Genomic DNA, 26375 nt, shown 5'->3' on the forward strand with positions numbered 1-26375 from the left:
AATGTCTAAAGATAGGGCGTATCCGATTGATTTTGTGTTGCCATGGGTTGATGGATCTGATCCTGCATGGAGAGTAAAAAAAGCTAAATTTGAGAAAGAAGAATCATCATCTGTCCATGTATTTGACTATCAAGATTGGGGATTACTGCCGTATTGGTTTAGATGTGTGGAAAAGAATGCACCATGGGTGCGATATATATATTTTGTGACATGGGGGCATATTCCGAATTGGTTGAATATCAATCATCCAAAATTAAAAATTGTTAAACATACAGATTATATTCCGGAGAAATATCTTCCGACGTTCAGTTCGCATACCATCGAATTGAATTTGCACAGAATTCCAGGATTATCGGAACATTTTGTTTATTTTAACGATGATACATACCTTCTGAAAAAAGTAACCGCTGATTTTTTCTTTAAATTGGGACTTCCTTGCGATAGTGCTGTGATTAATCCGATTGCTCCTGCTAATAAGGAGTGTATTGCAAATTTAATGGTGACTACAACGGGTGTGATTAATGAGAATTTTTTTAAGAGGAAGGTAATATGGAAAAATGTATGGAAATGGTTTAATATACGTTATTTTCCGTTGGTATTTCTGAATCTCATGTTTATCCCATGGAAAAGGTTTGTCGGTCTTTATGAATCACATCTGCCAACAAGTATGATGAAATCAACATATAACGAAGTGTGGGATAAGGAATATAGGTTATTGGATGCCACTTGTACTCGAAAGTTTCGGGATTTTAAAATGGATGTAAACCAGTGGGTAATGAAAAATTGGCAGATAGCTTCAGGAAAATTTATGCCCAGGGGTATAAGATGTGGGAAATTGATTGCAATTAGAAGCGTAGATGATGCAGAGAAGTATTCTGATATAATTAAGAAGAGGTCTTATCCAATGATTTGTATAAATGATCATATTACAGACGAAACATACTTAGAGGCAGCAAAAATTATTAAGACGGCTTTTGATATTCACTATGATGAAAAGAGTTGTTTTGAACTTTGAAGAAAGGAGCATCATTGTGCGAAAGGTATGAGAATATTAGTGAATAGTTTAAGTGAAGATTTTGGAGGTGTTGAAAGTCTTTTTTTTAATCTTATTCATAGCAAAATAATGGATGATATGCAAATGGATTTTACCTGTTCTGTATCAAGAAGTGCACGTGAAGAAGATTATATAGCATTGGGTGCAAAAGTTTTTCATATTAAGCGTCCATCTAAACAGTTTCGGCAATATATAAGAGGTTTTACGAATATTTTTAGTGAAGGAGAATATAGCATCTACCATGTTAATTTGACCCGTTACTGTTTTCCTTTAGATATTATTATAGCAAAACTGTACGGAGTAAAAGTGGTGTTACATTGTCACTCGACCCAGATATATGATTTTGATAATAAAATGCTTAAATATATTCGAAAAATAGAACAAATTTTATTTAAACCTATTTATTTATTATGTAGTGATTTAAATATTGCATGCAGTGTAAATGCAGGAAAGTACTTATTTAAAAATCAACCTTGTAAAATAGTGCATAATGGGATAGAATTAGAGCGTTTTTACTATAACGAGAAATCAAGAAATAGTATACGTGATGAATATAGTTTCGCGAATAAAAAAGTTATAGGGCATATCGGAAGATTCTCTAGTGAAAAAAATCATATTTTTATATTAAGAATTCTTCGTATATTAGTCAATATAGATGATACTTTTCGATTGTTGTGTGTAGGGAGCGGAGAATTATTTAATCGAGTAGTTGAAATGGCAGATGCCATGGGATTAAAGCGTTTTATTGTGTTTACCGGACAAAGAAATGATATACATAATCTTCTATCAGCTATGGATGTTTTTTTGCTTCCTTCTATTCATGAAGCGCTTCCAATTGTACTGATTGAAGCACAGGCAAATGGTTTGCCCTGTATTGTATCTAATAGTGTGACTAGTGAAGTTGATATCCTTAATACGGTTAGCAGACTCTCACTTGATGCTCCTATATCGGAATGGAAAAATGCAATTCAAGAAAGCATAGGTTGTCGAGAAAAAATAGATGATTATACCATATTTAGAGATTTTGATATAGTTTCTATGAAACAAAGACTTTATTCGTTATATGTGGATATAATTAATGAGAAATGATGGTGAAATGACATGATTATAACTAGAAAAAAATGGATTGTCATTATATTATTTGATTTGATAATGTTTGTTATATCTTTTTTTTATCCAGATACGATGATAATAGTGTTAGTTATGATATTATGGAGCAATGGACTTATATATACTCTTGAAAATCTTGAAAAAAGAGGTGCTTTGTTTGCATTCTTGGTATCATTTTTCTTGATTTTAGTAGGGCGAGAGGCATTGGAAGTTTTTGGATTACATGAGGTGGAAGCAGATTTCACAAGTGAATTGAATCGTCAAGCAGAATGGATGGTTTTAATGAGTCTTGTATTTCTGTTTTTGGGGTATGCCATTACGGATAAAAGAACTTTCAGGATTAATAAAAAGGTAGATTACAATTATAATTCATCAGAGTACATAACGATACGCAAGGTAAGTTCTATTCTATTTTATCTGACATTTGCATTTAATATTTTCACAGAGATAGATATTATTCTCTTTGTTTTTCGTCATGGTTATATTACATATTATACATCATTTGTATCGAGTGTACCATATGTGATAAAGAAAATCGGAGATATGTGTGTTGTCTGTTTTTGGATTTTCTTGGCAACTATGCCAGATAAGAAGAGGGTTAATAAACTGAGCAGATTTTATATAATATATTTACTACTTACATTGGCGACAGGTAAGAGATTTCCATTTGTTGCTGGGCTATTAACATTATTTGTATATTATATTGCCAGAAATAAGATAAATAATGGAGGAAAAATATGGGTAAAAAAAAGGACTCTGATTCTCCTATGTATTTTTACTCCATTGCTTGTTATGTCATTGTATATTATCGGTCAGATCAGAGTTGGAAGCATGATGGATTCGATCAGAATTGACAAGATTATTTCAAGTTTTTTATATAATCAGGGCGTTAGTATTAATGTGATTAAACGAGCTCAATTGTATCATGATAGATTACCTGACGGTAAATTTTATTTATTTGGTTCAACATTTGAGGCAATTGCCAATAATGTAATTAGCAGGCAGTTAGGATTTACACAGTTTGCCGGAAATACTGTTGAACATGCCTTGAATGGCGTTTCGTTTCAGCATGCTTTGTCATATGTGACCATGGGAAATTATTACTTGGCTGGACATGGCCTTGGTTCATGCTATATTGCAGAAGCTTTTCATGATTTGGGATACTTTGGTGTTGCAGCAGTCAATTTTGTTTACGGGATTATATTCCGTAAATTATTTAATTTTAAGTGCCATGGTATTTGGGGAACGACAATAATATTAAGTATGTTATATTCACTGCTGCTTGCTCCTCGTGGAAGTGCGGATGGATTTATTACGGATATAGTGGATTTGACAACGTGGGGAACAATATTGATTGTGTGGTTTTTTTCCCAAATGCTTCATAGCAGATCATATTATACATTGGATAGTTCCAGCGGGAGTGGTGTACAATGAAAATAGGAATTCTTTCCATGCAAAGGGTGCCTAACTATGGCTCGTTTTTGCAGGCATATAGTCTTAGAAATATTCTAGTGAAACTTGGTCATGAGGTGGTTTTTATTGATTATAAAGAAGAGAAACCGGTAGTTCCATTCAGTGAAAAAAAAAGATTTAGGTATCGTTTGTTGGATACGCCCATAGTTAAATTTCTGAATGATTGGATTAAATATAATATTATTGGAAAAAAGCTGTTTGACTATAAATACCGATTAGTTTATCTGAAGCAGCTTAATATTGGATACAGAAAAAGGCGAGATATAGTTGTTGATATCGCTGTCATTGGAAGCGATGAAGTATTTAATTGTTTGCAAGCTGGCTTTAATGTCGGATTTTCACCGATGCTTTTTGGTCAGAGAATCAATGCAAAAAAAGTTATCAGCTATGCAGCATCCTTTGGATATACTGATATGGAAGGAATAAAAAAATATGGAATGGGCGATAAGCTTGCTGAATATTTAAAATCATTTGCATGTATTTCTGTGCGTGATGAGAATTCCAGGAAAATCGTTGAATCTCTCACAGGCCAAATTACGGAGTTGAATCTCGATCCTGTTTTAGTGTCGGATTTTAGCATACCGAAAATTGATATTCCTTATCAAGATTATGTCATTCTGTACACTTATGTATCCAGAGAATATACGGAAGAGGATAGAAAAGCTATCTTGGATTTTTGTAAGTGCAACAATAAAACATTAATATCTATCGGGAGTGCTCAAAATTGGGTAAGTAATCAGGTAGAAGCAGCACCTTTAGAATTACTGGCTTATATAAAAGCATCTGATTTTATTATTACGGATACATTCCACGGAAGTGTATTTTCTATTAAGTATAACAAGCCTTTTGCAACACTTATTCGGGAGAACAACAAGCAAAAATTAATGGATTTACTTCATAGATTGAATAAGGAAGACAGAATTATTGATTCTTTTTCTGAACTTCAAAATATGTATGAAAAATTAGTAAATTATACTGATACCAATGCAGTGATTGCAAAGGAAAAGGAACACACGTTAAAATACTTGAGAAAGAGTCTGTTATGAGAGAGGGATAATGGATGTCGCAAAGAAAAAAATATCTTGCAAAAAATACTGCGCTTTTTGCACTCAATACAATTGGCACAAAATTAATTATATTTCTTCTGGTACCTCTTTATACGAAAGCATTTACAACATCGGAGTATGGAACAGTAGATTTGATCACAACGATAGGAGCTATTCTCGTTCCAATTATTACAATTAATATTGGTGAAGCCGTTATGCGTTTTGCATTGGATAATGACGTAAACAAGAATGACGTTATGAGTATAGGTGTGCTTTTTGCCGTATTTTCTTTTGTGATTGGGTTTAGTGTGTTCTTTGTTGTTGAATATTTTCAACAGATTAGTATTAGCAAATTTCTTATATACTTTTATTGTATATCGCAAGGACTTTATATCATTTTTTCATGTAATCTCCGTGGGCAGGAAAAATTACTCCATTATGCAATTGGGAACATACTGAATACATTTGTCATTGCCGTGCTGAACATATTGTTCCTTCTGGTGTTTAAGATTGGAATTAATGGATATTTCTATGCATATATTTTGTCAAATTTTATAGCATTTTTGTATTGCTTCATTGCCGGTGACGTGAAAGTTGTAGTACAGAGTTTCTATATTGATAAAAAACTAATGAAAAAAATGGTTAGTTATGCTATTGTTTTAGTACCTAATTCCTTGATGTGGTGGATTATGAATTCTTCTGATCATATTATGGTTTCATCAATGATTGGAATGGATTCAAATGGAATATATGCCATTTCTTATAAGATTCCTTCTATTTTATCTGCGTTGTCTACAGTATTTAATCAAGCTTGGTCTTATTCTGCGATTCATGAGAACAAAAGTGAAGATAGAGAAACTTTTAACAACAATATGTTTGATAAACTTGTCAGATTTCAGCTTATAATCACTGTTTTTCTGATGGGAATAATGAAACCATTTTTAAAAATATATGTCAGGCAGCCAGCTTATTATGATGCTTGGAAATATACTCCTTACTTGTTAGTCGGATATTTTTTTCTGACAATGGGAACTTTTCTGTCAACAACATATACAGTACAGAAAGACAGTAAGGGATTCCTAATTTCAGGAACAGTTGGAGCAGTTCTAAATATTGTCTTGAATTGGATACTTATTCCAATTATGGGAATACATGGTGCCGCATTTGCTACTTGCATCAGTTACATTGCTGTATTTCTTTATCGTTCACGAGATACTAGAAGGTATATGGTGATCCATGTATTTAAGTTAGAGTATGTTGTTGGTTATGCTGTTCTGGTTGTAACCGCTATAAGTATGGCAATTACCTACCATTGGGGATATATTGTATTCTGTATAGAATTTATTATGATTCTGGTAATAAACCGCGAATTTGTAAATGAGTGTTATGAAATGGTGAAGAGAATATTTTTAAAGATAAAAAGGAAGCGTATTTGATGGCAAAAACAGTATGTAACACAAATATGTGTACAGCGTGTATGGCCTGTGTAGATATTTGTCCAAAGAGTGCAATTGTGATTAAAGATAGTTTGAAACATGAAAATGCCATAATTGATGAAACAAAGTGTATTGCCTGCGGCATGTGTGAAAAAGTATGTCAGATTGTCAAGCCATTGCCTTTAAAAGAATCGATTAAATGGTTTCAAGGATGGAATAATGCTCCAGCAGAACGTCAAAAGAGTTCTTCTGGAGCATTTGCATATGGTTTGGCTAAGCAAGTTATTAATGAAGGAGGGTATGTTGCAGCGTGTAGATTTGAAAAAGGTGAATTTCGATATTCAATTGCAAAAGATGTAGATGAGTTGACGCTTTTTCGTGAATCAAAATATGTAAAGAGCAATCCAATAGGAATATTCAAGTCTGTAAAAAAGCTACTTGTACAAGGGCTGTTTGTTCTGTTTATTGGTTTACCGTGCCATGTTGCGGCTATGAAAAAATATCTTGGAAGGGATTATGGGAATTTGATTACGGTTGATCTGATTTGTCATGGGTCTCCATCTCCAAAGCTGTTGGAGCTGTTTTTGCAACAGTATGAAATTAGTCTCGAAACTATAAAAAGTATACATTTCAGACAAAAAGGTAGCTTCAGATTGACAGGAGAAAACGTGTCAAAGAATACAGAGAGGAAGGAGATTTCGTTTACACAACCAGGCATACGGGATAGATATTCTATTGCTTTTTTGTATGGCCTTATTTATACAGAAAACTGTTATTACTGTCCTTATGCGAGAATTGACAGAGTTTCAGATATAACTATCGGTGATTCATGGGGAAGTGAGATAGGGGAAGAAGAAATGGATAAAGGAGTTTCGCTTGCTCTGTGTCAGACAGAGAAAGGAATAAATTTGGTGGAGAGGAGTCCATTAAAATTATTTGATGTAAATCTTGATAAAGCAATGGATGCAAATCATCAGCTTAGAGAACCATATCCTATTCCGAAAAATAGAGATAATTTTTTTAGGGCAATTGAGAAAAATATTAGCTTTAATAATGCCGTCAAAAAAAGTTTTCCGAGGGCTTGTTTTAGACTTGATGTAAAGGATTTTCTGTTTAAAACAGGACTCTTGAAAATTAATGGGGGGGGGGTAATTGATTCTTGTATATATCGTATAACTATAGAAGAATAATTAATTTAACTATATATGGAGTACAGGATGAGGAAATTTATAATGATATTTGTTTATATCTGAACGGGAGATCATTATGAAATGCTAGTGTTAGTGATTGAGAATACAATAGAAAAGAAAGTATTAAAAGGAGAAAAGATTTAGTAGTTAAATGACTGATGAAAAAATGAACTATAAGATGAATGTTGATATAAGTATTGATAATAGCTTTTATCATGAACAATTTCCTAGGACGCTAATATTAGCACCGCACCCGGATGATGAGATAAACTTGTCTGCTAATTTGATAAATACGTTTACTTTGAATAAAGGGGAAGTTTTTGTTGCTTTTGCGACTAATGGAGACTGGAATGCTTCTCCTAATATTAGAATAAAAGAAGCTAGAGCGTCTTTAAATATATTGGGTGTAAAAAATGATAATATTATTTTTTTGGGATATGGAGATTCGTGGTTTTCTTGTAAATCGAAGCACATGTTTTATACTGATATAGGATATGTTGAATCGAAAGCCGGACGGGTTCAAACATATGCTTGTGAGGGATTTGTTGATTATTCTTATATATGTAATGGTAAACATAGATATTACAACGTGGTGGATTTTTGTGAAGATTTGATTGATTTAATTTCTAATATTAAACCGGAATTAATAGTTTGTGTGGACTATGACGAACATCCAGACCACAGAATGTTATCCATATGTTTTGAACGAGCGTTAAGCCGAATACTTAAACTAAATAGTCAATATCGACCAGAGGTGTTAAAGCGATTAGCATATCCGTTGGCTTATTGTGCAGCAAGCGATTATCAACTTAATAATTTATCGACAAGGAAACCAGAAGTGGGAGATATTGATAGATATAAAGGAGAGATTATTGGGCTTAATAATTTCCAGTGGGAAAAGCGAATCAGACTTCCTATTACTCCAAATGCAATTTCCAATAATTTTAAAAGGAATATTGTTGCGAGAGCTTTAAAATGTCACAAGTCACAATATATATTTGGCAGGGTAGGTAGAATTCTTAACAGCGATGAGGTTTATTGGCGAAGAAGAACAGATAATGCTGCTTATACTGCTAAAATAGAATCAACAAGTGGAAATCCCAGATATGTAAATGATTTTCAATTGATTAGTGCCACAGATATTTTTGAGCTTTCTCCTGTATTTGATGATTACTATTGGAGTCCTGATGAGAAAGATGTGGATAAATCAATAAGCTTTGAATGGGATGATCAAGAAGTTGCATATATAAAATTATTTGGGAATTTGGGAAATCAAGGGAAGATAGAATGTTTAGCGATTAGCTTTGATGATGGATTTTATCAGGAAGTTGGTCCGTTTCCAGATAATGGAGCTCCGATTGAAGTGGTTCTTGATAAATCACATATTATTAAAAAGTGTACTTTGACGATTAAGAGGTTTTCTGGGAAAGAATATGGTTTGGCAGAATGTGAATTTTACAGAAGTTTTTGTTATAAATCTTGTATAAATCCGTTTATAAAAATAATTAGTGATAATCATTTTATTTATAATTATTATGTTTCGAAAAAAGCAAACTCTGTAAAATTAGATTTTTATAATTACGAGGTTGTTGATAAAGCGATAAATTTAAAAGTGTTAAAAGGTGAATCAATAATAGTTAATAAAACTCTAGTTATTGATAAAAGGGACAAGAATATTGTGATTAGAGCAGATGTAGAAACAGGGAATGGACGTATTTATGATCAAATTGTAGTTACAAGAGTTACCAATTTTTTTGCATTAAATCTTATCCAAGTAACAAAAATAAGATTCATTGAGTTTAAAGTATTTTTACAGAAAAATAGAGATGATCTATTTAGGTATATAAAGAAGTATGGGTTAGTAGAGACAATGAAAAAAATCCTAAATAGAAATAGATTGTAAAAATATTTATACCATTTTCTAAAGTGAAGAACTGAATGGAAAACGAATGTTTGCTTGTATGGACAATATTTCAGGAGGATTATAAATATGGATTTAAAAGAATATACATTTATTGTATTTGGTGAGGTATATCATTATAATCCATTAGGTGTTGTAAGAAGTTTAGGGGAAGAAGGTATTTGTCCGATATTGATAGCTTATGGGGAAAGAGAACACGTTGTGTCTTCAAGTAGGTATGTTAAAAGGTCACACCATGTTAAAACTATTGAAGAAGGATATAGAATTTTGAAGGATATGTATTGTAAGTCTATAAAAAAATCTATTTTGATAGTTTGTGATGATATTGTAAATAGCTATCTTGATGAACATTATGATGAAATCAAGGATTATTTTTATTTTAATAATGCAGGTAAGCAGGGGAGAATTTCAAAATATCAGAATAAATTAGTATCTAATGAACTTGCAGAGAAATGCGGTATGCGAGTTCCGAAAACCTGGTTTGTAAAAAGAGGTGAGATTCCTAAAAACTTAACTTATCCAATTATTACAAAGCCAATCACATCATATGCTGGTTGGAAAAAAGATTATTACATTTGTAATTCTGAGATAGATTTAAAGAATGCATATGAGGCTGTTGGATGCGGGGAAATGATCCTTCAAACTTATATCAAGAAAAAAAATGAATTTAGTGTTGATGGAATAGTTTGGAATCAAGGAAAAGAAGTATTCGTTTCAGTTAAAACTTTATATACATATTTACTTCCTGATTATTATAGTATGGAGATGGTACATAGTTCGTTTAATGATAGTGAAATACAGACTTTTCTTGAAAGAATGTTTGAAGAGATTAGGTTTGAAGGTATATTTTCAATAGATATTCTTATTGATGAAAATAATAATAAATGGTTTTTAGAAATTAATTATCGAAACTCTGCTTGGAGTTATGCATCTACAAAATTAGGTATGAATCTGCCTGTTCTTTGGGCAAAAGGAATGATTGATGGATCGATTGGTGAAAATGTGCGAAAGCAGGTACCTGATAATTATATTGCTTTAGCAGAGATAATGGACTTTGATTTACGAGTGAGAAAATATCATTTTATTAATATATTTCAATGGTTTACAGGTGTATTAAAAGCAGATTGCCTATATGTATGGAATTGGGGGGATTTAAAGCCTGTTGCTGTTGCATGGTTTTCAAAATTGATAAGAAAAATTAGGCGGAAGTAATGTTATTGGTTGTTATGAGTTTAAAGTCATATTAATAAAGCTACAGCAAGGAAATGGTTAGTGATGTTAGAATTTATTATATGTTTTTGTAAGAAATGTTGGAAAGAGGATGGAAAATGCTTTGTCTATAGCCTCGAGATGGAAGTAAAAAGTACTTAGAAAAATGATTGATTTGTAGTGGGATGATGAGTTGTATAATATTTTAGGGGGATATAAGTATGGAATTAAAAGAGTATACGTTTATTGTATTCGGCGAGGAATATCATTATAATCCATTGGGAGTAGTGAGAAGTTTGGGAGAAGAAGGTATTCGCCCAATAGTTATAGCTTATGGAGGAAGAGAACATGTAGTGTCTTCAAGTAGGTATGTTAAAAGAGCACATCATGTTCAAACTATTGAGGAAGGTTATAGAATTTTGAAAGTTATGTACTGTAATTCTAAAAGAAAATCTATTTTGATAGTTTGTGATGATGTTGTAACTAGCTATCTTGATGAGCATTATGATGAAATTAAAGATTATTTTTATTTTAACAATGCGGGAGAATGCGGGAGAATTTCTAAGTATCAGAACAAATATATTTCAAATAAACTTGCTGAGAAATGTGGGGTACGAATTCCGAAAACGTGGTTTGTAAAAAGAGGAGAAATTCCAGAGGACTTGGAATATCCAGTTTTAACGAAACCAATTTCTTCATATACCGGATGGAAAAAAGATTATTATGTTTGTAACTCTGAGAAAGACCTAGAGAATGCATATAAGGCTATTAAATGTGAAGAAATGCTTCTTCAAACTTACATTAAGAAAAAAAATGAATTATGTGTTGATGGAATAGCTTGGAATCAAGGAAAAAATGTATTCGTTTCTATTGAATCTTTGTATACATATTTGCTTCCTGATTATTATAGTCTAGAGATGACTGTAAATACATTTAATAATGATGAAATACAGGTTTTTTTAGAGAAAATGTTTGAGGAGATTAGATTTGAAGGTATATTTTCAATGGAGTTTCTTATTGATGATAAAGATAATAAATGGTTTCTTGAGATAAATTATCGAAATTCGACTTGGAGTTATGCATCTACAAAATTAGGTATGAATTTACCAGTGCTTTGGGCTAAAGGGATGGTAGATGGATCAATAGATAAAAATGCACGAAAACAGGTATCTGGTAATTATATTGCGTTGGCAGAAATAATGGATTTTGATTTGCGAGTGAGAAAATATCGCTATATTAATATATTTCAGTGGTTTATAGGTGTATTAAAAGCAGATTGCTTATATGTGTGGAATTGGAAAGATTTAAAACCTGTTGTTGTTGCGTGGTTTTCAAAACTGGCAAGGGGAATTAAGCGAAGATAATATCACATGTCTATGTTGAAAGTCGGAAATCTGCTTTACAGGATAGAAATTCATTCTATGTAGTAAGTCCGGGTATAAACCAATCAATACACAGGCTAGGAGATAGTCCTTTATCCATTATTATAGAAGAGATTCGCGTAGAACTGTAAAGTATATTTATTATATCATTAGCAGATACCGAAGGGTATCTGCTGTAAGGCATGTAGATCGTATTCAGATCGTATTTAAATGCTGATTCAGGCAATTATCAATAAAAAGTATATTAGAAATTTCAGAAGAACTGATAACAGAGAGTATAGGAAAAATATGTTGATAGGAGAGATAGAGTGTAAGCGAGAAATCGAAGAGGGTATTTACATCCAATCTCGCTAAGTAAATGACTCTGACGGTGAAAAGCAACAATGTCGAAAAATGTCATACGGTTTTAATTGACATTTCTTCATTTATGTACCATCATAAAAAGTAGAAACCTGCCATAATTTGGCGTAAATATTACTATTTTTTCTACACTGTGAGGTGGTATAGCATGGATAGACTCCAAGGAAGCATGGAGGCGCTCAGCGCTCTTCAGATTACAGAAGATATGGACGGGTTGGATGTTCAGAGCAAATCACTGTTACAATACGCGGAAGTTTTAGCGGTTATCCTTCGGGATACGATCGCAGAATACGAAGGATATAGTTGGAAAGAGGTCGCCGAGTTTATAGAGGTAGACTCGATAACCAGTACCATGGAAGTTTCGCCGGGAAGAACGAATACGAAGATCCGAAGTGATGCAACAGAGTATCACAATCTGAATGAAAAGACATCTCTTTTTGATCTGGCATTTCGAGCCAGAAATCCACAGATTTCCACAGAAGATATACAGATTAATTTACATATAGACGTAGAACCGCAGAAAATATACAATCCGGGGTATCCGATTGAAAAGAGAGGCATGTATTACCTTGCGCGGCGCTTATCTTCTCAGTTATCCCTTGCGCTGAACGTGACAGACTATAATCGTCTGGCCAAATGTTATAGTATCTGGATCTGCCGGGATGAGATTCCCAAGGAAGATCAGTACAGCATATCTGTCTATGAGATGGTCAATACCAAAAATACTGCGCCCAATACGGTATCCAGAGAAAATTATGATTTGATGACATTAGTAGTTATCAAATTGGGCAATACGGTGTATAATGGAGATAAGGAAGACGAGGGATACGAGCTTTTACGCTTCCTGAATACAATCATGTATCCGCATAAGGATAACTTTATGAGTACGGTATCAGAGTATATAGATTTCTCTGATAATGATGCTTTGCGCAAGGAGGTAATTCATGTGAGTACGATAGAGCAGATTAAGTATGAAGGAATGAGGGAAGAATTAACGGAGGAATTAACAAAAGAAATAACAGAGGAATTAACAAAAGAAATAACAGAGGAATTAACAAAAGAAATAACAGAGGAATTAACAGGAAGAGGAGTAAAGGCATTAATATTGGATAATTTGGAGAACGAGATTCCCAAAGAAAGAATTCTTGTAAAGCTACAGAAATATTTTAGTCTTACGGAAGAGAAGGCTAAGTGGTACTATGAGAGATTTGTATCAGGGGAATAAAGTGCCGTATCCTTATAGAAATGGTACTATTATGGGGCAATACGGCGTATAAAAGGGATAGCGTAAAAGGCTTTGAATACTGACACCACTCAGAAACGGGTGGTGTTTTTTTATGCATAGAATTCGTTCAATTCCATTGTCCAAACCGTTATTTTTTGTTATAGTAAGATTAAAAAGGAGAGGTGAGACAATTGGATGAATATGAAGTATATGAGAAAGAATGTAAGGAGATCAGGGAGATCAACGAAGAATTGCTGGAATTATTTGAGAAGGATATGATGGATAAAAACTTAGCTGATAAGACGATTAACCGTCATTTATCAAATGTAAATTTTTATATTAATGAGTATATGCTTCATGAGGATGCCACGCCGATGGAAGACGGAGTCAGAATGTTGGATATGTTTCTGGGTGATTTTTTTATTCGAAAATGTATGTGGTCAACTCCGGCCTCAATAAAAAGTACGGCGGCAAGTATCAAGAAGTTTTACAAATGTATGCTTGATTATGGGAAGATTGAAAAGGCCGATTATGAATTCTTATGCGCGGATATAAAAGAAGGCATGGATGAGTGGCGGTCTGCGTGCGAGGCATATAATGACCCGGATCAGGAGAGTCCTTTTATGATGTTCTTTTAGTCAAAGAATCTGAATTTGGCGGATGGCAGATAAGCAATGGGGATTTTAATAAATTGAAGCCTAGCGCTCCATCCGCTGACAAACCCGCTCATTCTCTGTTTCAAGTCTGTGTTTCTATATAAAATAAATCATAATTATCAGTTTTAGCAATGTCGGCTTTAGGTACAGAAAAAAATATCTTCGGCCATCGTCTTTATAGAAGTTTTCCAGTCTGGTTTCAAAATGCATAGATAATCTTTTCTGATTTTCCCAATAAGTAAGTGTTAAGAAACTTTTAAGATTTATGTTGAGTTTCTTTTAAGGCATGTATATTATAGTAACTATGTAAGAGAGTAAGTACAATATTCACCGTTATTTATGCAATGCTGTACTAGGAGGGATTACTATGGGAACGGAGACGATACTGGTTGTGGATGATAATAAGGAGATCGTGTATTCCATCAGCGAGTTATTAAAATATGAAGGATATCGGGTGGTTAAAGCTTATGACGGTATGGAGGCGTTAGAAGCGTTGGAGAGGGAGAAGATAGACCTGATCCTGTTGGATGTGATGATGCCGAGACTCAATGGATTATCTGCTCTGATGAAGCTTCGGGAGAAGAGCAGGATTCCTGTGATCATCCTGTCTGCCAAGACCGAAGAGAGTGACAAGGTGTCAGGGTTGGTGATGGGTGCGGATGACTATGTGGAGAAACCGTATAATCCGGCGGAGCTGACGGCCAGGATCAAGGCTCATCTGCGGCGGTATCACGTTTGGGGGGAGGAGAAGCCCAAGGCAGATGAAGACAGGATCATCAACGGGGGGCTGGTACTGGATAAGAAGCAGCGGATCGTGATCGTGGAGGGAGAGGAAGTGCGGCTTACTGCCACGGAGTATAAGATCCTTGAACTTCTTATGGAGCATCCGGGACAGATCTTTCCGGCGGAGCAGATCTATGAGAAGGTCTGGAACGAGCAGGCGGATTATGCGGTGGAGAATACGGTTATGGTACATATCCGCCACATCCGCGAGAAGGTGGAGATCGATTCAAAGAGACCAAGATATGTAAAGGTGGTGTGGGGTATTGGATACAAGATGGAAAAATACAGTTAGAAAGATTTATATTTTCATAGAAAAGAATTGGATGCATATTGTTGGGTTCGTTCTGCCGGTGCTTGGCATATTTCTTTTCGGGGTCATGATCGCTTATCGGAGTTCGTACCCTACGGAGACGGTCTTTAAATTCGGGCTTGCAGGGAATCTCTGTGTCGGGCTTAGGATATCAGCTCTTTTGAAGCATTATCTGGGAGATAAATACCGGGATTGGGAGGGGAGGACTGAATATGAAGAGTGGAAGAGAGCAGAGTCGGAGTCTTTCAGACGGCTGTGCAGGGTCGGAGCGGTTGGAGGTGCGGCTGCGGTCTGGTATCTGTATGATCTGGTCTTTGGTGACGGTGTCTACGACGGATTGAGCAACGGATGGTTTTACAATTATGCCACAGGATATGTTATGATCATTACCGTCTTGATTCAGTTTTTGCTTGCACAGAAGGCGGTCGGGAATTTCTGGATTGAGAGATTGGATGCGATCATGGAGCGTGAAGATGAGGTTTCGCGGATACGTCTTGAGGAAGCGCTGGAAATAGAGAGAAAAAGCCTTGAGAAGGTATCCCGAAGCGACCAGCTTAGAGTTGATCTGATCACGAACGTCTCTCATGATCTGAAGACGCCGCTTACTTCGATGGTCGGTTATATAGAATTGATCAAGAAGGAGGAGTTAAGTGATGTTGTGCGGGATTATATTGACGTGATCTCGGCACGGACAGAGAAGCTTAAGGAGATGATCAACAGTCTTTTTTCTCTGGCGAAGGCAAGCAGCGGCAATGTGGAGCTTAAGAGAGAGAATTTCCAGGTGAACCGGCTGATCGAGCAGATCTTTGCGGATATGGATGACCAGGTGAAGGCAAGCAGCCTTAAGTTTGTGATGCAGCTTACAGAGGAAGATACGCAAGTCTATTCGGACAACTCATATTTTTACCGTATCTGCCAGAATTTGATCGAGAATACATTGAAGTATTCCGCGGAAGGGACCCGTGTATTTGTTAAGACATATCTGAAGGATGCGCTGACCGGGGCTAAGCTGCCTAAGCCGCAGGCGGATCAGATGGAAATCGTGCCAGATGCAGGCGAACAGGGGCAGCCGGGGGAGCGCACGGAAGCATTAGCAGGTGCAATGCAAAAGGAACGGTCAGGAATCGGGAAGAGAATGATCTGCGTGGAAATTACCAACACGTCGGGCTATCTTATGGATTTTACAAAGGATGATATTGTAGAACGTTTTGCGCGCGGAGACCAGGCCAGGACGAGCGAGGGCAACGGTCTGGGACTTGCGATTGTGAGCACCTATGCGAAAGCGCTGGGCGGAGAATTCGATATCAGAATTGACTGCGATCAGTTTAAAGCATGCCTGGAGATCTGTCAGGAGAGACAGGAGATGATTGTTCCCGCAAGGTAACGTGGGCTGTCGGTTAGTTAGATAGTCAATTGCAGTAAAAATAACGGGGAAATCGGCATTAGCCGGTCTCCCCGTAAAAGTCTCAGCGTAACTCGCCGCGGCTGCGTCTTTGCATAGGAACTCTCATATTCTTATTCGCCGTTGAGAGCATCAGCTTGATGCGGTTCAATTGATTGACTTCACTGGCGCCCGGGTCGAAATCGATTGCTACGATATTCGATTCAGGATAGCGCCGTCTTAATTCTTTGATTACCCCTTTTCCAACTACATGGTTCGGCAGGCACGCGAAGGGCTGCGTACACACGATATTCGGTGCGCCGCTATGTATCAGTTCCAGCATCTCGCCGGTCAAAAACCACCCTTCGCCGGTCTGGTTGCCGAGGGATACGATGTCGGAAGCCATCTTGCCAAGTTCCTGGATCCTGGTGGGAGGAGCGAAATGCCTGCTCTCGCTGAAAGCCTTGTTCGCCGGAGCGCGGAACCATTCTAATGCCCTGATCCCCAGATTTGCGATGGTGGCCTTGGACTTCTTCATGCCCAGGTGCGACACCTTGAAGTTCTGGTTATAGAAGCAGTAGAGCAGGAAGTCCAGAAGATCCGGTACGACGGCCTCGGCTCCTTCGCTCTCCAGCAGCTCTACCAGATAGTTGTTGGCGGCAGGAAGGAACTTGACAAGGATCTCGCCTACCACGCCTACCCGGGGTTTTTTAATATCTGATAACTCGATATTCTGGTCAAAATCATAAATAATCTCTTTACACAGCCTCTTGAATCTGTGCCTGGATGGATATCCGTGTGACAGGAAATCCTTGCAGATCTTCATCCATTTCTCATGCATAGCGTCCGCAGAGCCTTTGACGGCCTCGTATGGCCGGATGCGGTAAACGCATTTCATGAAAATATCCCCGAATACGATTGCATAGATACCGCGGAGCACCAGAAGCGGAGTCAGCTTGAAGCCCGGATTCCCCTCAAGGCCGCTTAGGTTGAGGGAGATGACCGGTATATGCTCGTAGCCTGCTTTCTTAAGCGCTCTTCGGATGAAACCGATGTAATTGGAAGCACGGCATCCGCCGCCGGTCTGGCTGATGATCACGGCGATCTTATCGGTGTCATACCTGCCGGATAAGATGGCGTCCATGATCTGTCCCACTACCATAAGCGAAGGGTAGCAGGCGTCGTTGTTGACGTATTTGAGCCCTACATCCACGGCCTGCTTGTTGTCGTTGGGCAGGACTTCTATACGGTAACCGGAGGCTGAGAAAGCCGGTTCTAACAGATCGAAATGGATCGGCGACATCTGCGGGCATAAGATGGTGTAATCTTTGCGCATCTCTTGGGTGAAAGCGACCTTGGTAATCGCGGAGGAGTGCACTGTCCGTTGCTCATTGCGTTTCTCGCGCACGCGGATCGCCGCAAGGAGAGAGCGCACGCGGATCCTGGCAGCGCCTAAGTTATTCACCTCGTCGATCTTAAGGGAGGTGTAGATCTTGTCAGAATCATTCAGGATGGAGGCTACCTGGTCGGTGGTTACGGCATCTAAGCCGCACCCAAAGGAATTCAGCTGGATCAGGTCTAAGTTCTCCGTCGTCTTCACATAATTTGCCGCGGCATACAGACGGGAATGGTACATCCACTGATCCATAACATTCAATGGGTGCTCCGCCGGATGCAGGTGGGAGACAGAGTCCTCTGTCAGCACCGCAATATTATAAGAGTTGATAAGCTCCGGAATTCCGTGGTTCACCTCAGGGTCTATATGGTACGGGCGTCCGGCAAGGACGATCCCGCGGTTGCCGGTCTTATTCAGATAGGCGATGGTCTCTTCGCCCTTCTTCATCATATCTTCCCGGCAGGCGGCAAGTTCGGCCCATGCTGTATGGACAGCGGACTTGATCTCGGAGGCCGGGATGGAGAACGGAACTGACAATTCTTCGATCAGACGGTAGGAGACGGTATCCTCGCTCTCCAGAGAGAGGAACGGATGGAGGAAATCCACCTCGCCGTTTACGATCGCGTCGATGTTGTTCTTGATATTCTCCGGATAAGAGGTGACGATCGGACAGTTATAGTGATTGTTCGCCTCTTTGAATTCTTTCCTTTCATAAGGAATACTCGGATAGAAGATGCGGTGTATTCCCTGGTTGATCAGCCATTGGACGTGCCCGTGGGCGAGCTTCGCCGGATAGCATTCGGATTCGCTTGGAATAGATTCGATTCCCAGCTCATAGATCTTCCGGGTGGAGGCGGGAGACAACAGTACACGGAATCCTAGCGTATGGAAGAATGTGAACCAGAATGGATAATTCTCGTACATGTTCAATACGCGGGGGATGCCGATCGTCCCTCTCCCAGCCTGTGATTCTTCAAGGGGTGTATAGTCAAAATACCGATGCAGCTTGTATTCGAATAGGTTCGGCAGCTTGTTTTCTGACTTTTCTTTGCCAAGCCCGCGTTCGCAGCGGTTGCCGGTGATGAACCTCCTTCCGCCGCTGAAATGGTTGATGGTCAGGCGGCAGTTATTGGTGCAGCCCTTACATTTGGCCATGGTGGTAGAATATTCCAGGGCTTCGATGTCTTCGATTGAGAGCATGGTAGTGCTCTGGCAGTCCATGTAGCGTTCACGGGCAATGAGGGCGGCGCCGAAAGCGCCCATAATTCCGGCGATATCCGGGCGGATCGCCTCACAGCCTGCGATCTTCTCGAAGCTTCGAAGCACCGCGTTGTTGTAAAATGTACCGCCCTGAACCACGATATGGTTTCCAAGCTCCGAAGCGCTTGATACCTTGATGACCTTAAACAGCGCATTCTTGATAACGGAGTAGGCAAGCCCGGCGGAGATGTCGGCAACCTCCGCGCCTTCCTTCTGCGCCTGCTTGACCTTGGAATTCATGAATACGGTACAGCGTGTGCCAAGGTCGATGGGGTTACGGGCGAACAGCGCTTCATGTGCAAAATCCTCCACCGAATAATTCAAGGACTTGGCGAAGGTCTCTATAAAGGAACCGCAGCCAGAGGAGCATGCTTCGTTCAGAAGCACGTTGTCCACTGTCTGGTTCTTGATCTTGATACATTTCATATCCTGGCCTCCGATATCCAGGATACAGTCTACATCCGGCTCAAAATAAGAGGCGGCATAGTAGTGGGATACGGTCTCTACCTCACCTTCGTCCAGCAGAAGGGCAGACTTAATAAGCGCTTCTCCGTAGCCGGTGGAGCAGGAATGGACGATCTGAACCCCTTCCGGGAGCTTACTGTAGATGTCCTTGACGGCGGTGATGGTGGTTCCTAGTGGATCGCCCTCGTTATTGTGGTAGAAGGAGTACAGTAAGGTCCCGTCTTCGCCTACCAGGGCTGCCTTGGTGGTGGTAGAACCTGCGTCGATACCTAAGAATGCTTTGCCGGTGTAGGTTGCCAGATCCTTTACCGGAACCTGGTGCTTCGCGTGCCGGTTCTCGAAGGCATGGAAGTCTGCCTCGCTTGAGAAAAGAGGCTCTAAGCGGTCTACCTCGAATTCCATCTGGATACGGTTCTCCAGACGGGTCTGCATCTCTCGCAGGGAAACCTGCTGGTCCCGCTTCGAATTCAGAGCGGAACCGATGGCGGCAAACAGATGAGAATGCTTCGGGGCAATGGTATGCTCGTGGTCTAATTTCAGGGTGCGCACGAATGCCTCCTTGAGTTCGGAGAGGAAATGGAGCGGTCCGCCTAAGAAGGCTACGTGTCCGCGGATCGGCTTGCCGCAGGCAAGTCCGCTGATGGTCTGGTTTACCACTGCCTGAAAGATAGAGGCGGCAAGGTCTTCCTTGGACGCGCCGTCATTGATGAGGGGCTGTATGTCAGATTTGGCAAATACTCCGCATCTTGCCGCGATAGAATACAGTGAATGGTAATTCTTGGCGTATTCGTTAAGTCCCGACGCATCTGTCTGAAGCAGGGATGCCATCTGGTCGATGAAAGAGCCTGTGCCCCCTGCACAGACGCCGTTCATGCGCTGCTCTACATTGCCTCCCTCGAAATAAATGATCTTCGCGTCTTCCCCGCCAAGTTCGATGGCGACATCGGTCTGTGGCGCATAGTCCTGCAGTGCGGTGGACACGGCGATCACTTCCTGGACGAACGGCACGCCCAGATGCTTTGCGAGAGTCAGCCCGCCGGATCCGGTAATGACCGGAGAGGCGTCAAGCTCCCCTAATTTATAAATTGCCCTTCCAAGAAGATCGGAGAGGGTCTCCTGAATATTAGCATAATGCCTTTCATAGTCTGAAAAGGCGACATCGTTATCTTTATCGAGTATAGCGATTTTAACTGTGGTTGAACCGATGTCAATGCCCAGCGTATATAATTCGTTTTTACTCATGGTCTTAACTCCTTTTTGGCTTTTCTACAGCCGGTAACATTATACGACAAATTATTTAAAATAACAATTAACAAATGCTATAGAAATGTTAAAATGTTGTAAAATTCTATAGCAGAATTGACAAATACGGCGTAAAACGGTAGAATTACTACAGTGTTAAAGTGATGCTAAATATTAAGTATAAGGAGCTTATGTATGGATAACTGGCTGTCAAAACTGGAGAGGAAGTTCGGAAGATATGCGATCCCTAACCTTATGTATTATATCATTATACTGTATGCGGCGGGATTTGTTTTAAACCTGGTGAATCGGGATTTTTATTATCAGATGTTGAGTCTTGATGCGGCGGCGATTCTTCGGGGACAGATCTGGAGAGTCGTGACGTTTATTATCCAGCCGCCTTCTGACAGCCTGATTTTTATTATATTTATGCTTCATCTGTATTATATGATCGGGCAGCAGTTGGAGGCGGCGTGGGGAGCGTTCCGTTTTAACCTTTACTTTTTCTCGGGGATGCTGTTCCATGTGATTGCGGCTCTGTTGGTATATGTGACCACGGGGATATCGCTTCCGTTGTCGGTGTGGTATCTGAATATGTCCCTGTTCTTTGCATTTGCCGCGCTGTATCCGAATGTACAGTTCCTTTTATTTTTTGCGATACCGGTCAAGGTGAAGTATCTGGCGCTGCTTGACGGGCTGTATTTTGCATATGCGGTCCTGCAGGCATTTCTGCCGGCTTACGGCGGGAACGCCCTGTTTGGGATTTACTATAAGGCCAATGCGGTGGGAGCGGTGGTGTCTATCCTTAATTTCCTGTTCTTTTTCCTTGGATCCAGGAATATGAGGCCGTATTCGCCGAAGCAGCTGAAGAGAAAGAGAGAATTTCAAAAGAATATACGCAAGGCTCAGCGTCCGGTACAGATGTACCCCAATGGAGCAAGGCACAGGTGTGCCGTTTGTGGACGGACTGAACTGGATGATCCGAATCTGGAATTCAGATATTGCTCGAAGTGCAGCGGCAATCATGAATACTGCCAGGATCATCTGTTCACACATACACATATTAAATAACAGGAGGAAGTACAAAGATGAAGAAGACAAAAATCATATGTACTCTTGGACCAAGGACAGACGATGAGAAGCTTATGAGGAGCCTGGTCCAAAATGGCATGGACATTGCCAGGTTTAATTTTTCCCACGGAACTCATGAAGAGCAGAAGGCAAGAATGGATATGCTCAAGAGACTCCGTGATGAAGAAGGGAAACCAATAGCAATCCTCTTGGATACCAAAGGACCGGAGATCCGTACAGGCGTGTTGAAGGACGGTAAGAAGGTAACCCTCAAAGAAGGCGATACTTTTGTCCTGACTACGGAGGAGAAGGCCGGTGATGAGCATGGAGTTTCTATCACCTACAGCGGCCTTGTGGAGGACGTACAGGTTGGCAGCACGATTCTGATCGACGACGGATTGATCGGCCTGCGGGTGAAAGCAAAGAAAGATAAGGAGATTGTCTGTACGATCGTGAACGGCGGTGAACTTGGCGAGCGCAAGGGCGTGAATGTTCCCAATGTTCCGGTCAGGCTTCCGGCGATTACTGAGAAGGACAGAGAAGATATTCAGTTTGGGGCCGAACAGCAGATTGATTTTATCGCGGCTTCCTTCGTTCGGAATGCAGAATGTATCCTTGAGATCCGGGCATTCCTTAAGGAATGCAAGGCGCCGAACATTCCGATCATCGCGAAGATCGAGAATGCGGAAGGGATCAAGAATATCGAAGAGATTATCCGCTGTGCAGACGGCATCATGATCGCCCGCGGCGACTTGGGCGTTGAGATACCGGCAGAGGAGGTTCCTTATCTGCAGAAGATGATCATTCAGAAGTGTAATGAGAATTACAAGCCGGTTATTACGGCGACACAGATGTTAGATTCTATGATCCGCAATCCAAGGCCGACGAGGGCGGAGGTTACGGATGTGGCCAATGCGGTCTATGACGGGACGGATGCGGTGATGCTCTCAGGAGAGACCGCGCAGGGCAAGTATCCGGCAGAGGCTCTGCAGATGATGGTACATATTGTGGAGAGTACGGAGGAGCATTTGGATTACGATCTGATGATGGAGAAGGCAGAAGCGCAGCATATGAAGAGTACATCCAGTGCGCTGTGCCATGCGGCGGTGACTACGGCGAATAACCTTGGAGCGAAATGCATCATTACGCCTTCCGTATCGGGAGTGACTACGAGAGTTGTATCGAAGTTCAAGCCCAGGACAGACATCATCGGTGTGACGCCCAATGAAGCGACGCTCCGCCGGATGCAGCTTTACTGGGGAGTGAGACCGCTTAAGTCTATTCCGCTGAATTCTACGGAGGATGTGTGTAACGGCGCGGTGGAACTGGTATGTGCCAAGCAGCTTGCGGAGTCAGGCGATATCGTGGTGCTGACGGCAGGGATCCCGTCCGCCAACGTAATGTCCGACAGGGGCGGCGTGAGCAATATCATGCGTATCGCGGTAGTTGAGTAAGTAATCATATATATTATGTACATGGCAGGAGGGGCTGCTGACAGCGCTCCCTTTCTGCCATTTTTTGAGCTTATTTTGGAATCCAGAGAAGAAAACCGGAAACGATATTGACAGATTGTCAAACATGCCTTAAAGTGTTCCTGTGGAGAACTACGCTCTTGTTAAAAGAGGGTATTATTTTTTAGAAAGGATGAGACGGGGACTTGGAACAGCAATCATTTATAGAACGCCTGATGGAATTCGGGCTTACACGTCAGGAGGCTTGTATCTACCAGTGCATGCTCACGGAGGGGAAGGTGACGGGCTACGAGGTGGCCAAGCAGACAGGGATATCCAGATCGAATGCATATAATTCCCTTGCGAATATGACAGAGAAGGGAGCTGCTTATATGGTGGAGGAAGGGCATACGCGTAAATATGTCCCGGTGCCGCTGGATGAATTCTGCAGGAATCGGATCCGGAAGCTGGAAGAGACCAAGAACTGGCTCATTGGACACATGCCTTCAGGGAAAGTTTATGTGGAGGGATACATCACAATAGAGGGGGCCAGCCACATTCTGGATAAGATGCGCAATATCCTTAAGAAGGTGGATGAGAAGGTATATATCAGCTTGACAAGGAATTACCTGCTGCTTCTGGTGGGAGAATTACAGACGCTGATCGCGGCAAAGAAGCAGGTGGTTATTATAACGGACCAGCCGACGGCTTTCAGCAGAGCCAAGGTATACGTGGGGGAGGACAGGGGGATGCGTATCGGCGTGATCGCGGATTCCAGATATGTCCTTACCGGGGAATACGGGGAAGGAAGTATGAATACCTGCCTGTATTCGGGTCAGAAGAATTTTGTGGAGCTTTACAGGACCGCACTTTCTAACGAGATCAAATTACTATCGATGCGAGAGGAGAATCAGTAACAATGAAGAAGGAGACATTTGTAACGAAGGAACAGTTAGAAGAGATTGTGAAAGAATATCCAACGCCGTTTCATCTGTATGATGAGAGAGGGATACGTAAGAACATCCGGGCATTGAAGGATGCATTTTCCTGGAACAAAGGGTACAAGGAATATTTTGCGGTGAAGGCGACGCCGAATCCGTTTCTGATCGATATATTAAGAGAATATGGCTGCGGGTGCGACTGCTCGTCCTATACGGAGCTGATGCTCTCCGAGGCGGTCGGGGCGACGGGAGAAGATATCATGTTTTCTTCCAATGATACGCCGGCGGAGGAATTCGTCTATGCGGATCGGTTGGGAGCGATCATCAATCTCGATGATTTCACGCATATTGATTTCCTGGAGAAGACCATCGGACATATCCCGGAGACCATAAGCTGCCGTTATAATCCCGGCGGGCTGTTCAAGATCAGCAATGATATCATGGACAACCCGGGGGATGCGAAGTACGGCATGACAACGGAGCAGTTGTTCGATGCATTTAAGATCTTGAAAAAGAAAGGGGCTAAGGAGTTCGGAATCCATGCGTTTCTGGCGAGCAATACCGTCACCAACGAGTATTATCCGATGCTTGCGAAAGTCTTGTTTGAGACGGCAGTGAAGCTAAAGAAGGAGACCGGCGTCCATATCAAATTCATCAATCTGTCGGGAGGGATCGGGATCCCATATACACCGGATCAGGAACCCAACGATATACGCATGATCGGTGACGGAGTGCGCAGGGTATATGAGGAGGTGCTGGTGCCGGAGGGAATGGGCGATGTGGCCATCTATACGGAGCTTGGCCGTTTCATGCTGGGACCGTACGGCTGCTTGGTGACAAAGGCGATCCATCAGAAGCACACGCATAAGGAATATATCGGTGTTGACGCGTGTGCTGTGAATCTGATGCGTCCGGCTATGTATGGGGCTTATCATCACATTACTGTTATGGGTAAGGAGAAGCTGCCCTGTGACCACAAGTACGATATCGCCGGATCTTTGTGTGAGAATAACGATAAATTTGCCATTGACCGTATGCTGCCGAAGATCGACATGGGCGACTTGCTGGTGATTCATGACACGGGCGCTCATGGTTTCTCTATGGGATATAACTATAACGGCAAGCTTCGATCGGCGGAGATTCTGCTTGAAGAGGGTGGATCAACGCGGCTGATCCGCAGGGCAGAGACCCCGGCAGATTATTTTGCCACATTTGACTGCTTCGAGGTTGGCAGCAAATTGACGAAATAAATCGAATGTCAAGAGTTGATTTTGTCCGTTAATGGGAGTAATATATTATGTGAAATCTTTGTGAAGGAGGAAGAACCATGAAGAAAAGAGGATTGCTGGCGGTATTGCTGATCGCGGTGATGACATTGCTGTGCGGATGCGGGGGTATGAGTGCAGAGGATGCACAGTCTTATGCGAAGTCGATCATGGATGCCAGCTACAAGGGTGAGTTCGACAAATACATAGAATGGACGAAGTCATCCGAGGAAGAAGCGAAGGAATTGTATGAAGGCAACATTGATGCGACGATGCAGGAAGCAGGATTTGCAGGTCTGGGTCTGTCTGATGAACTGACAGAGAGCTACAGGGAGTTGTTCCTGAATATGATCAAGCAAGCGAAGTATGAGGTCGGTGAAGCGAAGGATGCCGGAGATAAGGCATATACGATCGATATCTCTGTTGAGCCGTTTACCGCTTTCGAAGGACTTCAGGACGAGGTGCAGGCAGCAGTCACAGCAGAGATGACAAGCATGACGGAAGTTCCGGATCAGAATGCGATCAATGAGATGGTATTCCAGAAGATGTATGACCTTATGGCTGAGAAGATTGCTTCTCCAACCTACGGAGAGGCTACGACAGTTACCATCACGGTGAAGCCGGATTCTGACGGTGTATATTATATAGACCAGACAGATATGACAGCGCTGGACGATGCGTTATTCCCATCAGATAATTTCTAGATAATTTTGAATAAAAGCATTGACATAGGCTGTATTAGCAGTTA

The 26375-nt window shown here is 40.7% G+C and carries 19 protein-coding genes; 18 read left to right on the top strand and 1 reads right to left on the bottom strand.

The genetic code is table 11. The features are described 5' to 3' along the window. Window position 1: 1 nt before the first annotated feature. The 13 genes from VSQ62_RS10940 (at window position 2) to VSQ62_RS11000 (ending at window position 16539) form a co-directional block, all read left to right on the top strand. A complete protein-coding gene (locus VSQ62_RS10940; protein ID WP_334634944.1) occupies window positions 2-1015 on the top strand; it encodes a stealth family protein in 1014 nt (337 codons plus the stop codon). Window positions 1016-1054: 39 nt separating this feature from the next. Beyond that, complete coding sequence (locus VSQ62_RS10945; RefSeq protein WP_334634945.1) at window positions 1055-2143, top strand: glycosyltransferase; 1089 nt, start codon at window positions 1055-1057, stop codon at window positions 2141-2143. A gap of 12 nt (window positions 2144-2155) precedes the next feature. Then, window positions 2156-3598, top strand: coding sequence for an O-antigen polysaccharide polymerase Wzy family protein (locus VSQ62_RS10950; RefSeq protein ID WP_334634946.1), 1443 nt, complete (start codon window positions 2156-2158; stop codon window positions 3596-3598). Beyond that, on the top strand, window positions 3595-4683 hold the full coding sequence (locus tag VSQ62_RS10955; protein WP_334634947.1) for a polysaccharide pyruvyl transferase family protein: 1089 nt from the start codon (window positions 3595-3597) through the stop codon (window positions 4681-4683). The genes VSQ62_RS10950 and VSQ62_RS10955 overlap by 4 nt, the downstream gene beginning before the upstream one ends. Window positions 4684-4697: 14 nt before the next feature. Next, the gene (locus tag VSQ62_RS10960) at window positions 4698-6119 is read left to right on the top strand and encodes a lipopolysaccharide biosynthesis protein (protein WP_334634948.1); all 1422 of its coding nucleotides are present in this window, start codon (window positions 4698-4700) and stop codon (window positions 6117-6119) included. Then, on the top strand, window positions 6119-7309 hold the full coding sequence (locus VSQ62_RS10965) for a Coenzyme F420 hydrogenase/dehydrogenase, beta subunit C-terminal domain (RefSeq protein ID WP_334634949.1): 1191 nt from the start codon (window positions 6119-6121) through the stop codon (window positions 7307-7309). Before VSQ62_RS10960 ends, VSQ62_RS10965 begins: the two co-directional genes overlap by 1 nt. A gap of 151 nt (window positions 7310-7460) precedes the next feature. Continuing rightward, window positions 7461-9212: a PIG-L family deacetylase gene (locus tag VSQ62_RS10970; protein WP_334634950.1), complete on the top strand. Its 1752-nt coding sequence runs from the start codon at window positions 7461-7463 to the stop codon at window positions 9210-9212. Window positions 9213-9299: 87 nt separating this feature from the next. Continuing rightward, window positions 9300-10442: a biotin carboxylase gene (locus VSQ62_RS10975; RefSeq protein ID WP_334634951.1), complete on the top strand. Its 1143-nt coding sequence runs from the start codon at window positions 9300-9302 to the stop codon at window positions 10440-10442. A 218-nt stretch (window positions 10443-10660) separates the two neighbouring features. Next, window positions 10661-11803, top strand: a complete 1143-nt coding sequence (locus VSQ62_RS10980) for an ATP-grasp domain-containing protein (RefSeq protein ID WP_334634953.1) — start codon at window positions 10661-10663, stop codon at window positions 11801-11803. Between the two features lie 526 nt (window positions 11804-12329). Then, window positions 12330-13406, top strand: coding sequence for a hypothetical protein (locus tag VSQ62_RS10985; protein WP_334634955.1), 1077 nt, complete (start codon window positions 12330-12332; stop codon window positions 13404-13406). A 191-nt stretch (window positions 13407-13597) separates the two neighbouring features. Beyond that, on the top strand, window positions 13598-14044 hold the full coding sequence (locus VSQ62_RS10990; protein WP_334634956.1) for a site-specific integrase: 447 nt from the start codon (window positions 13598-13600) through the stop codon (window positions 14042-14044). Window positions 14045-14429: 385 nt separating this feature from the next. Beyond that, on the top strand, window positions 14430-15137 hold the full coding sequence (locus tag VSQ62_RS10995) for a response regulator transcription factor (protein WP_334634957.1): 708 nt from the start codon (window positions 14430-14432) through the stop codon (window positions 15135-15137). Next, complete coding sequence (locus VSQ62_RS11000) at window positions 15109-16539, top strand: sensor histidine kinase (RefSeq protein ID WP_334634959.1); 1431 nt, start codon at window positions 15109-15111, stop codon at window positions 16537-16539. Before VSQ62_RS10995 ends, VSQ62_RS11000 begins: the two co-directional genes overlap by 29 nt. Before the next feature lie 82 nt (window positions 16540-16621). Here VSQ62_RS11000 and VSQ62_RS11005 read toward each other — a convergent pair whose 3' ends face one another. Beyond that, window positions 16622-20899: an acyl-CoA dehydratase activase-related protein gene (locus VSQ62_RS11005; protein WP_334634961.1), complete on the bottom strand. Its 4278-nt coding sequence runs from the start codon at window positions 20897-20899 to the stop codon at window positions 16622-16624. 195 nt (window positions 20900-21094) lie between these two features. Here VSQ62_RS11005 and VSQ62_RS11010 point away from each other — a divergent pair, with 195 nt between their 5' ends. From VSQ62_RS11010 to VSQ62_RS11030, 5 genes are all read left to right on the top strand, one after another. Beyond that, window positions 21095-21970 (top strand): hypothetical protein, encoded by an 876-nt coding sequence (locus VSQ62_RS11010; protein ID WP_334634962.1) that lies wholly within the window; start codon window positions 21095-21097, stop codon window positions 21968-21970. A 17-nt stretch (window positions 21971-21987) separates the two neighbouring features. Further along, entirely contained in the window at window positions 21988-23424 is a 1437-nt protein-coding gene (gene pyk, locus VSQ62_RS11015) for a pyruvate kinase (protein ID WP_334634964.1), read from the top strand. Window positions 23425-23657: 233 nt separating this feature from the next. Then, a complete protein-coding gene (locus tag VSQ62_RS11020) occupies window positions 23658-24338 on the top strand; it encodes a TrmB family transcriptional regulator (protein WP_334637632.1) in 681 nt (226 codons plus the stop codon). Window positions 24339-24340: 2 nt separating this feature from the next. Then, window positions 24341-25612: a diaminopimelate decarboxylase gene (locus tag VSQ62_RS11025; protein ID WP_334634965.1), complete on the top strand. Its 1272-nt coding sequence runs from the start codon at window positions 24341-24343 to the stop codon at window positions 25610-25612. A 77-nt stretch (window positions 25613-25689) separates the two neighbouring features. Beyond that, a complete protein-coding gene (locus VSQ62_RS11030; protein WP_334634966.1) occupies window positions 25690-26331 on the top strand; it encodes a hypothetical protein in 642 nt (213 codons plus the stop codon). Window positions 26332-26375 lie beyond the last annotated feature (44 nt).

Origin of the sequence: Sporofaciens sp. JLR.KK001, from assembly GCF_036941055.1 — a bacterium.
Classification (GTDB): Bacteria; Bacillota; Clostridia; order Lachnospirales; family Lachnospiraceae; genus Sporofaciens.

Coding starts and splice junctions, on each gene's coding strand:
- VSQ62_RS10940 (WP_334634944.1), top strand. CDS start 2: ATGTCTAAAGATAGGGCGTATCCGATTGATTTTGTGTTGCCATGGGTT.
- VSQ62_RS10950 (WP_334634946.1), top strand. CDS start 2,156: ATGATTATAACTAGAAAAAAATGGATTGTCATTATATTATTTGATTTG.
- VSQ62_RS10955 (WP_334634947.1), top strand. CDS start 3,595: ATGAAAATAGGAATTCTTTCCATGCAAAGGGTGCCTAACTATGGCTCG.
- VSQ62_RS10960 (WP_334634948.1), top strand. CDS start 4,698: ATGTCGCAAAGAAAAAAATATCTTGCAAAAAATACTGCGCTTTTTGCA.
- VSQ62_RS10965 (WP_334634949.1), top strand. CDS start 6,119: ATGGCAAAAACAGTATGTAACACAAATATGTGTACAGCGTGTATGGCC.
- VSQ62_RS10970 (WP_334634950.1), top strand. CDS start 7,461: ATGACTGATGAAAAAATGAACTATAAGATGAATGTTGATATAAGTATT.
- VSQ62_RS10975 (WP_334634951.1), top strand. CDS start 9,300: ATGGATTTAAAAGAATATACATTTATTGTATTTGGTGAGGTATATCAT.
- VSQ62_RS10980 (WP_334634953.1), top strand. CDS start 10,661: ATGGAATTAAAAGAGTATACGTTTATTGTATTCGGCGAGGAATATCAT.
- VSQ62_RS10985 (WP_334634955.1), top strand. CDS start 12,330: ATGGATAGACTCCAAGGAAGCATGGAGGCGCTCAGCGCTCTTCAGATT.
- VSQ62_RS10995 (WP_334634957.1), top strand. CDS start 14,430: ATGGGAACGGAGACGATACTGGTTGTGGATGATAATAAGGAGATCGTG.
- VSQ62_RS11005 (WP_334634961.1), bottom strand. CDS start 20,899: ATGAGTAAAAACGAATTATATACGCTGGGCATTGACATCGGTTCAACC.
- VSQ62_RS11010 (WP_334634962.1), top strand. CDS start 21,095: ATGGATAACTGGCTGTCAAAACTGGAGAGGAAGTTCGGAAGATATGCG.
- pyk (WP_334634964.1), top strand. CDS start 21,988: ATGAAGAAGACAAAAATCATATGTACTCTTGGACCAAGGACAGACGAT.
- VSQ62_RS11020 (WP_334637632.1), top strand. CDS start 23,658: ATGGAATTCGGGCTTACACGTCAGGAGGCTTGTATCTACCAGTGCATG.
- VSQ62_RS11025 (WP_334634965.1), top strand. CDS start 24,341: ATGAAGAAGGAGACATTTGTAACGAAGGAACAGTTAGAAGAGATTGTG.
- VSQ62_RS11030 (WP_334634966.1), top strand. CDS start 25,690: ATGAAGAAAAGAGGATTGCTGGCGGTATTGCTGATCGCGGTGATGACA.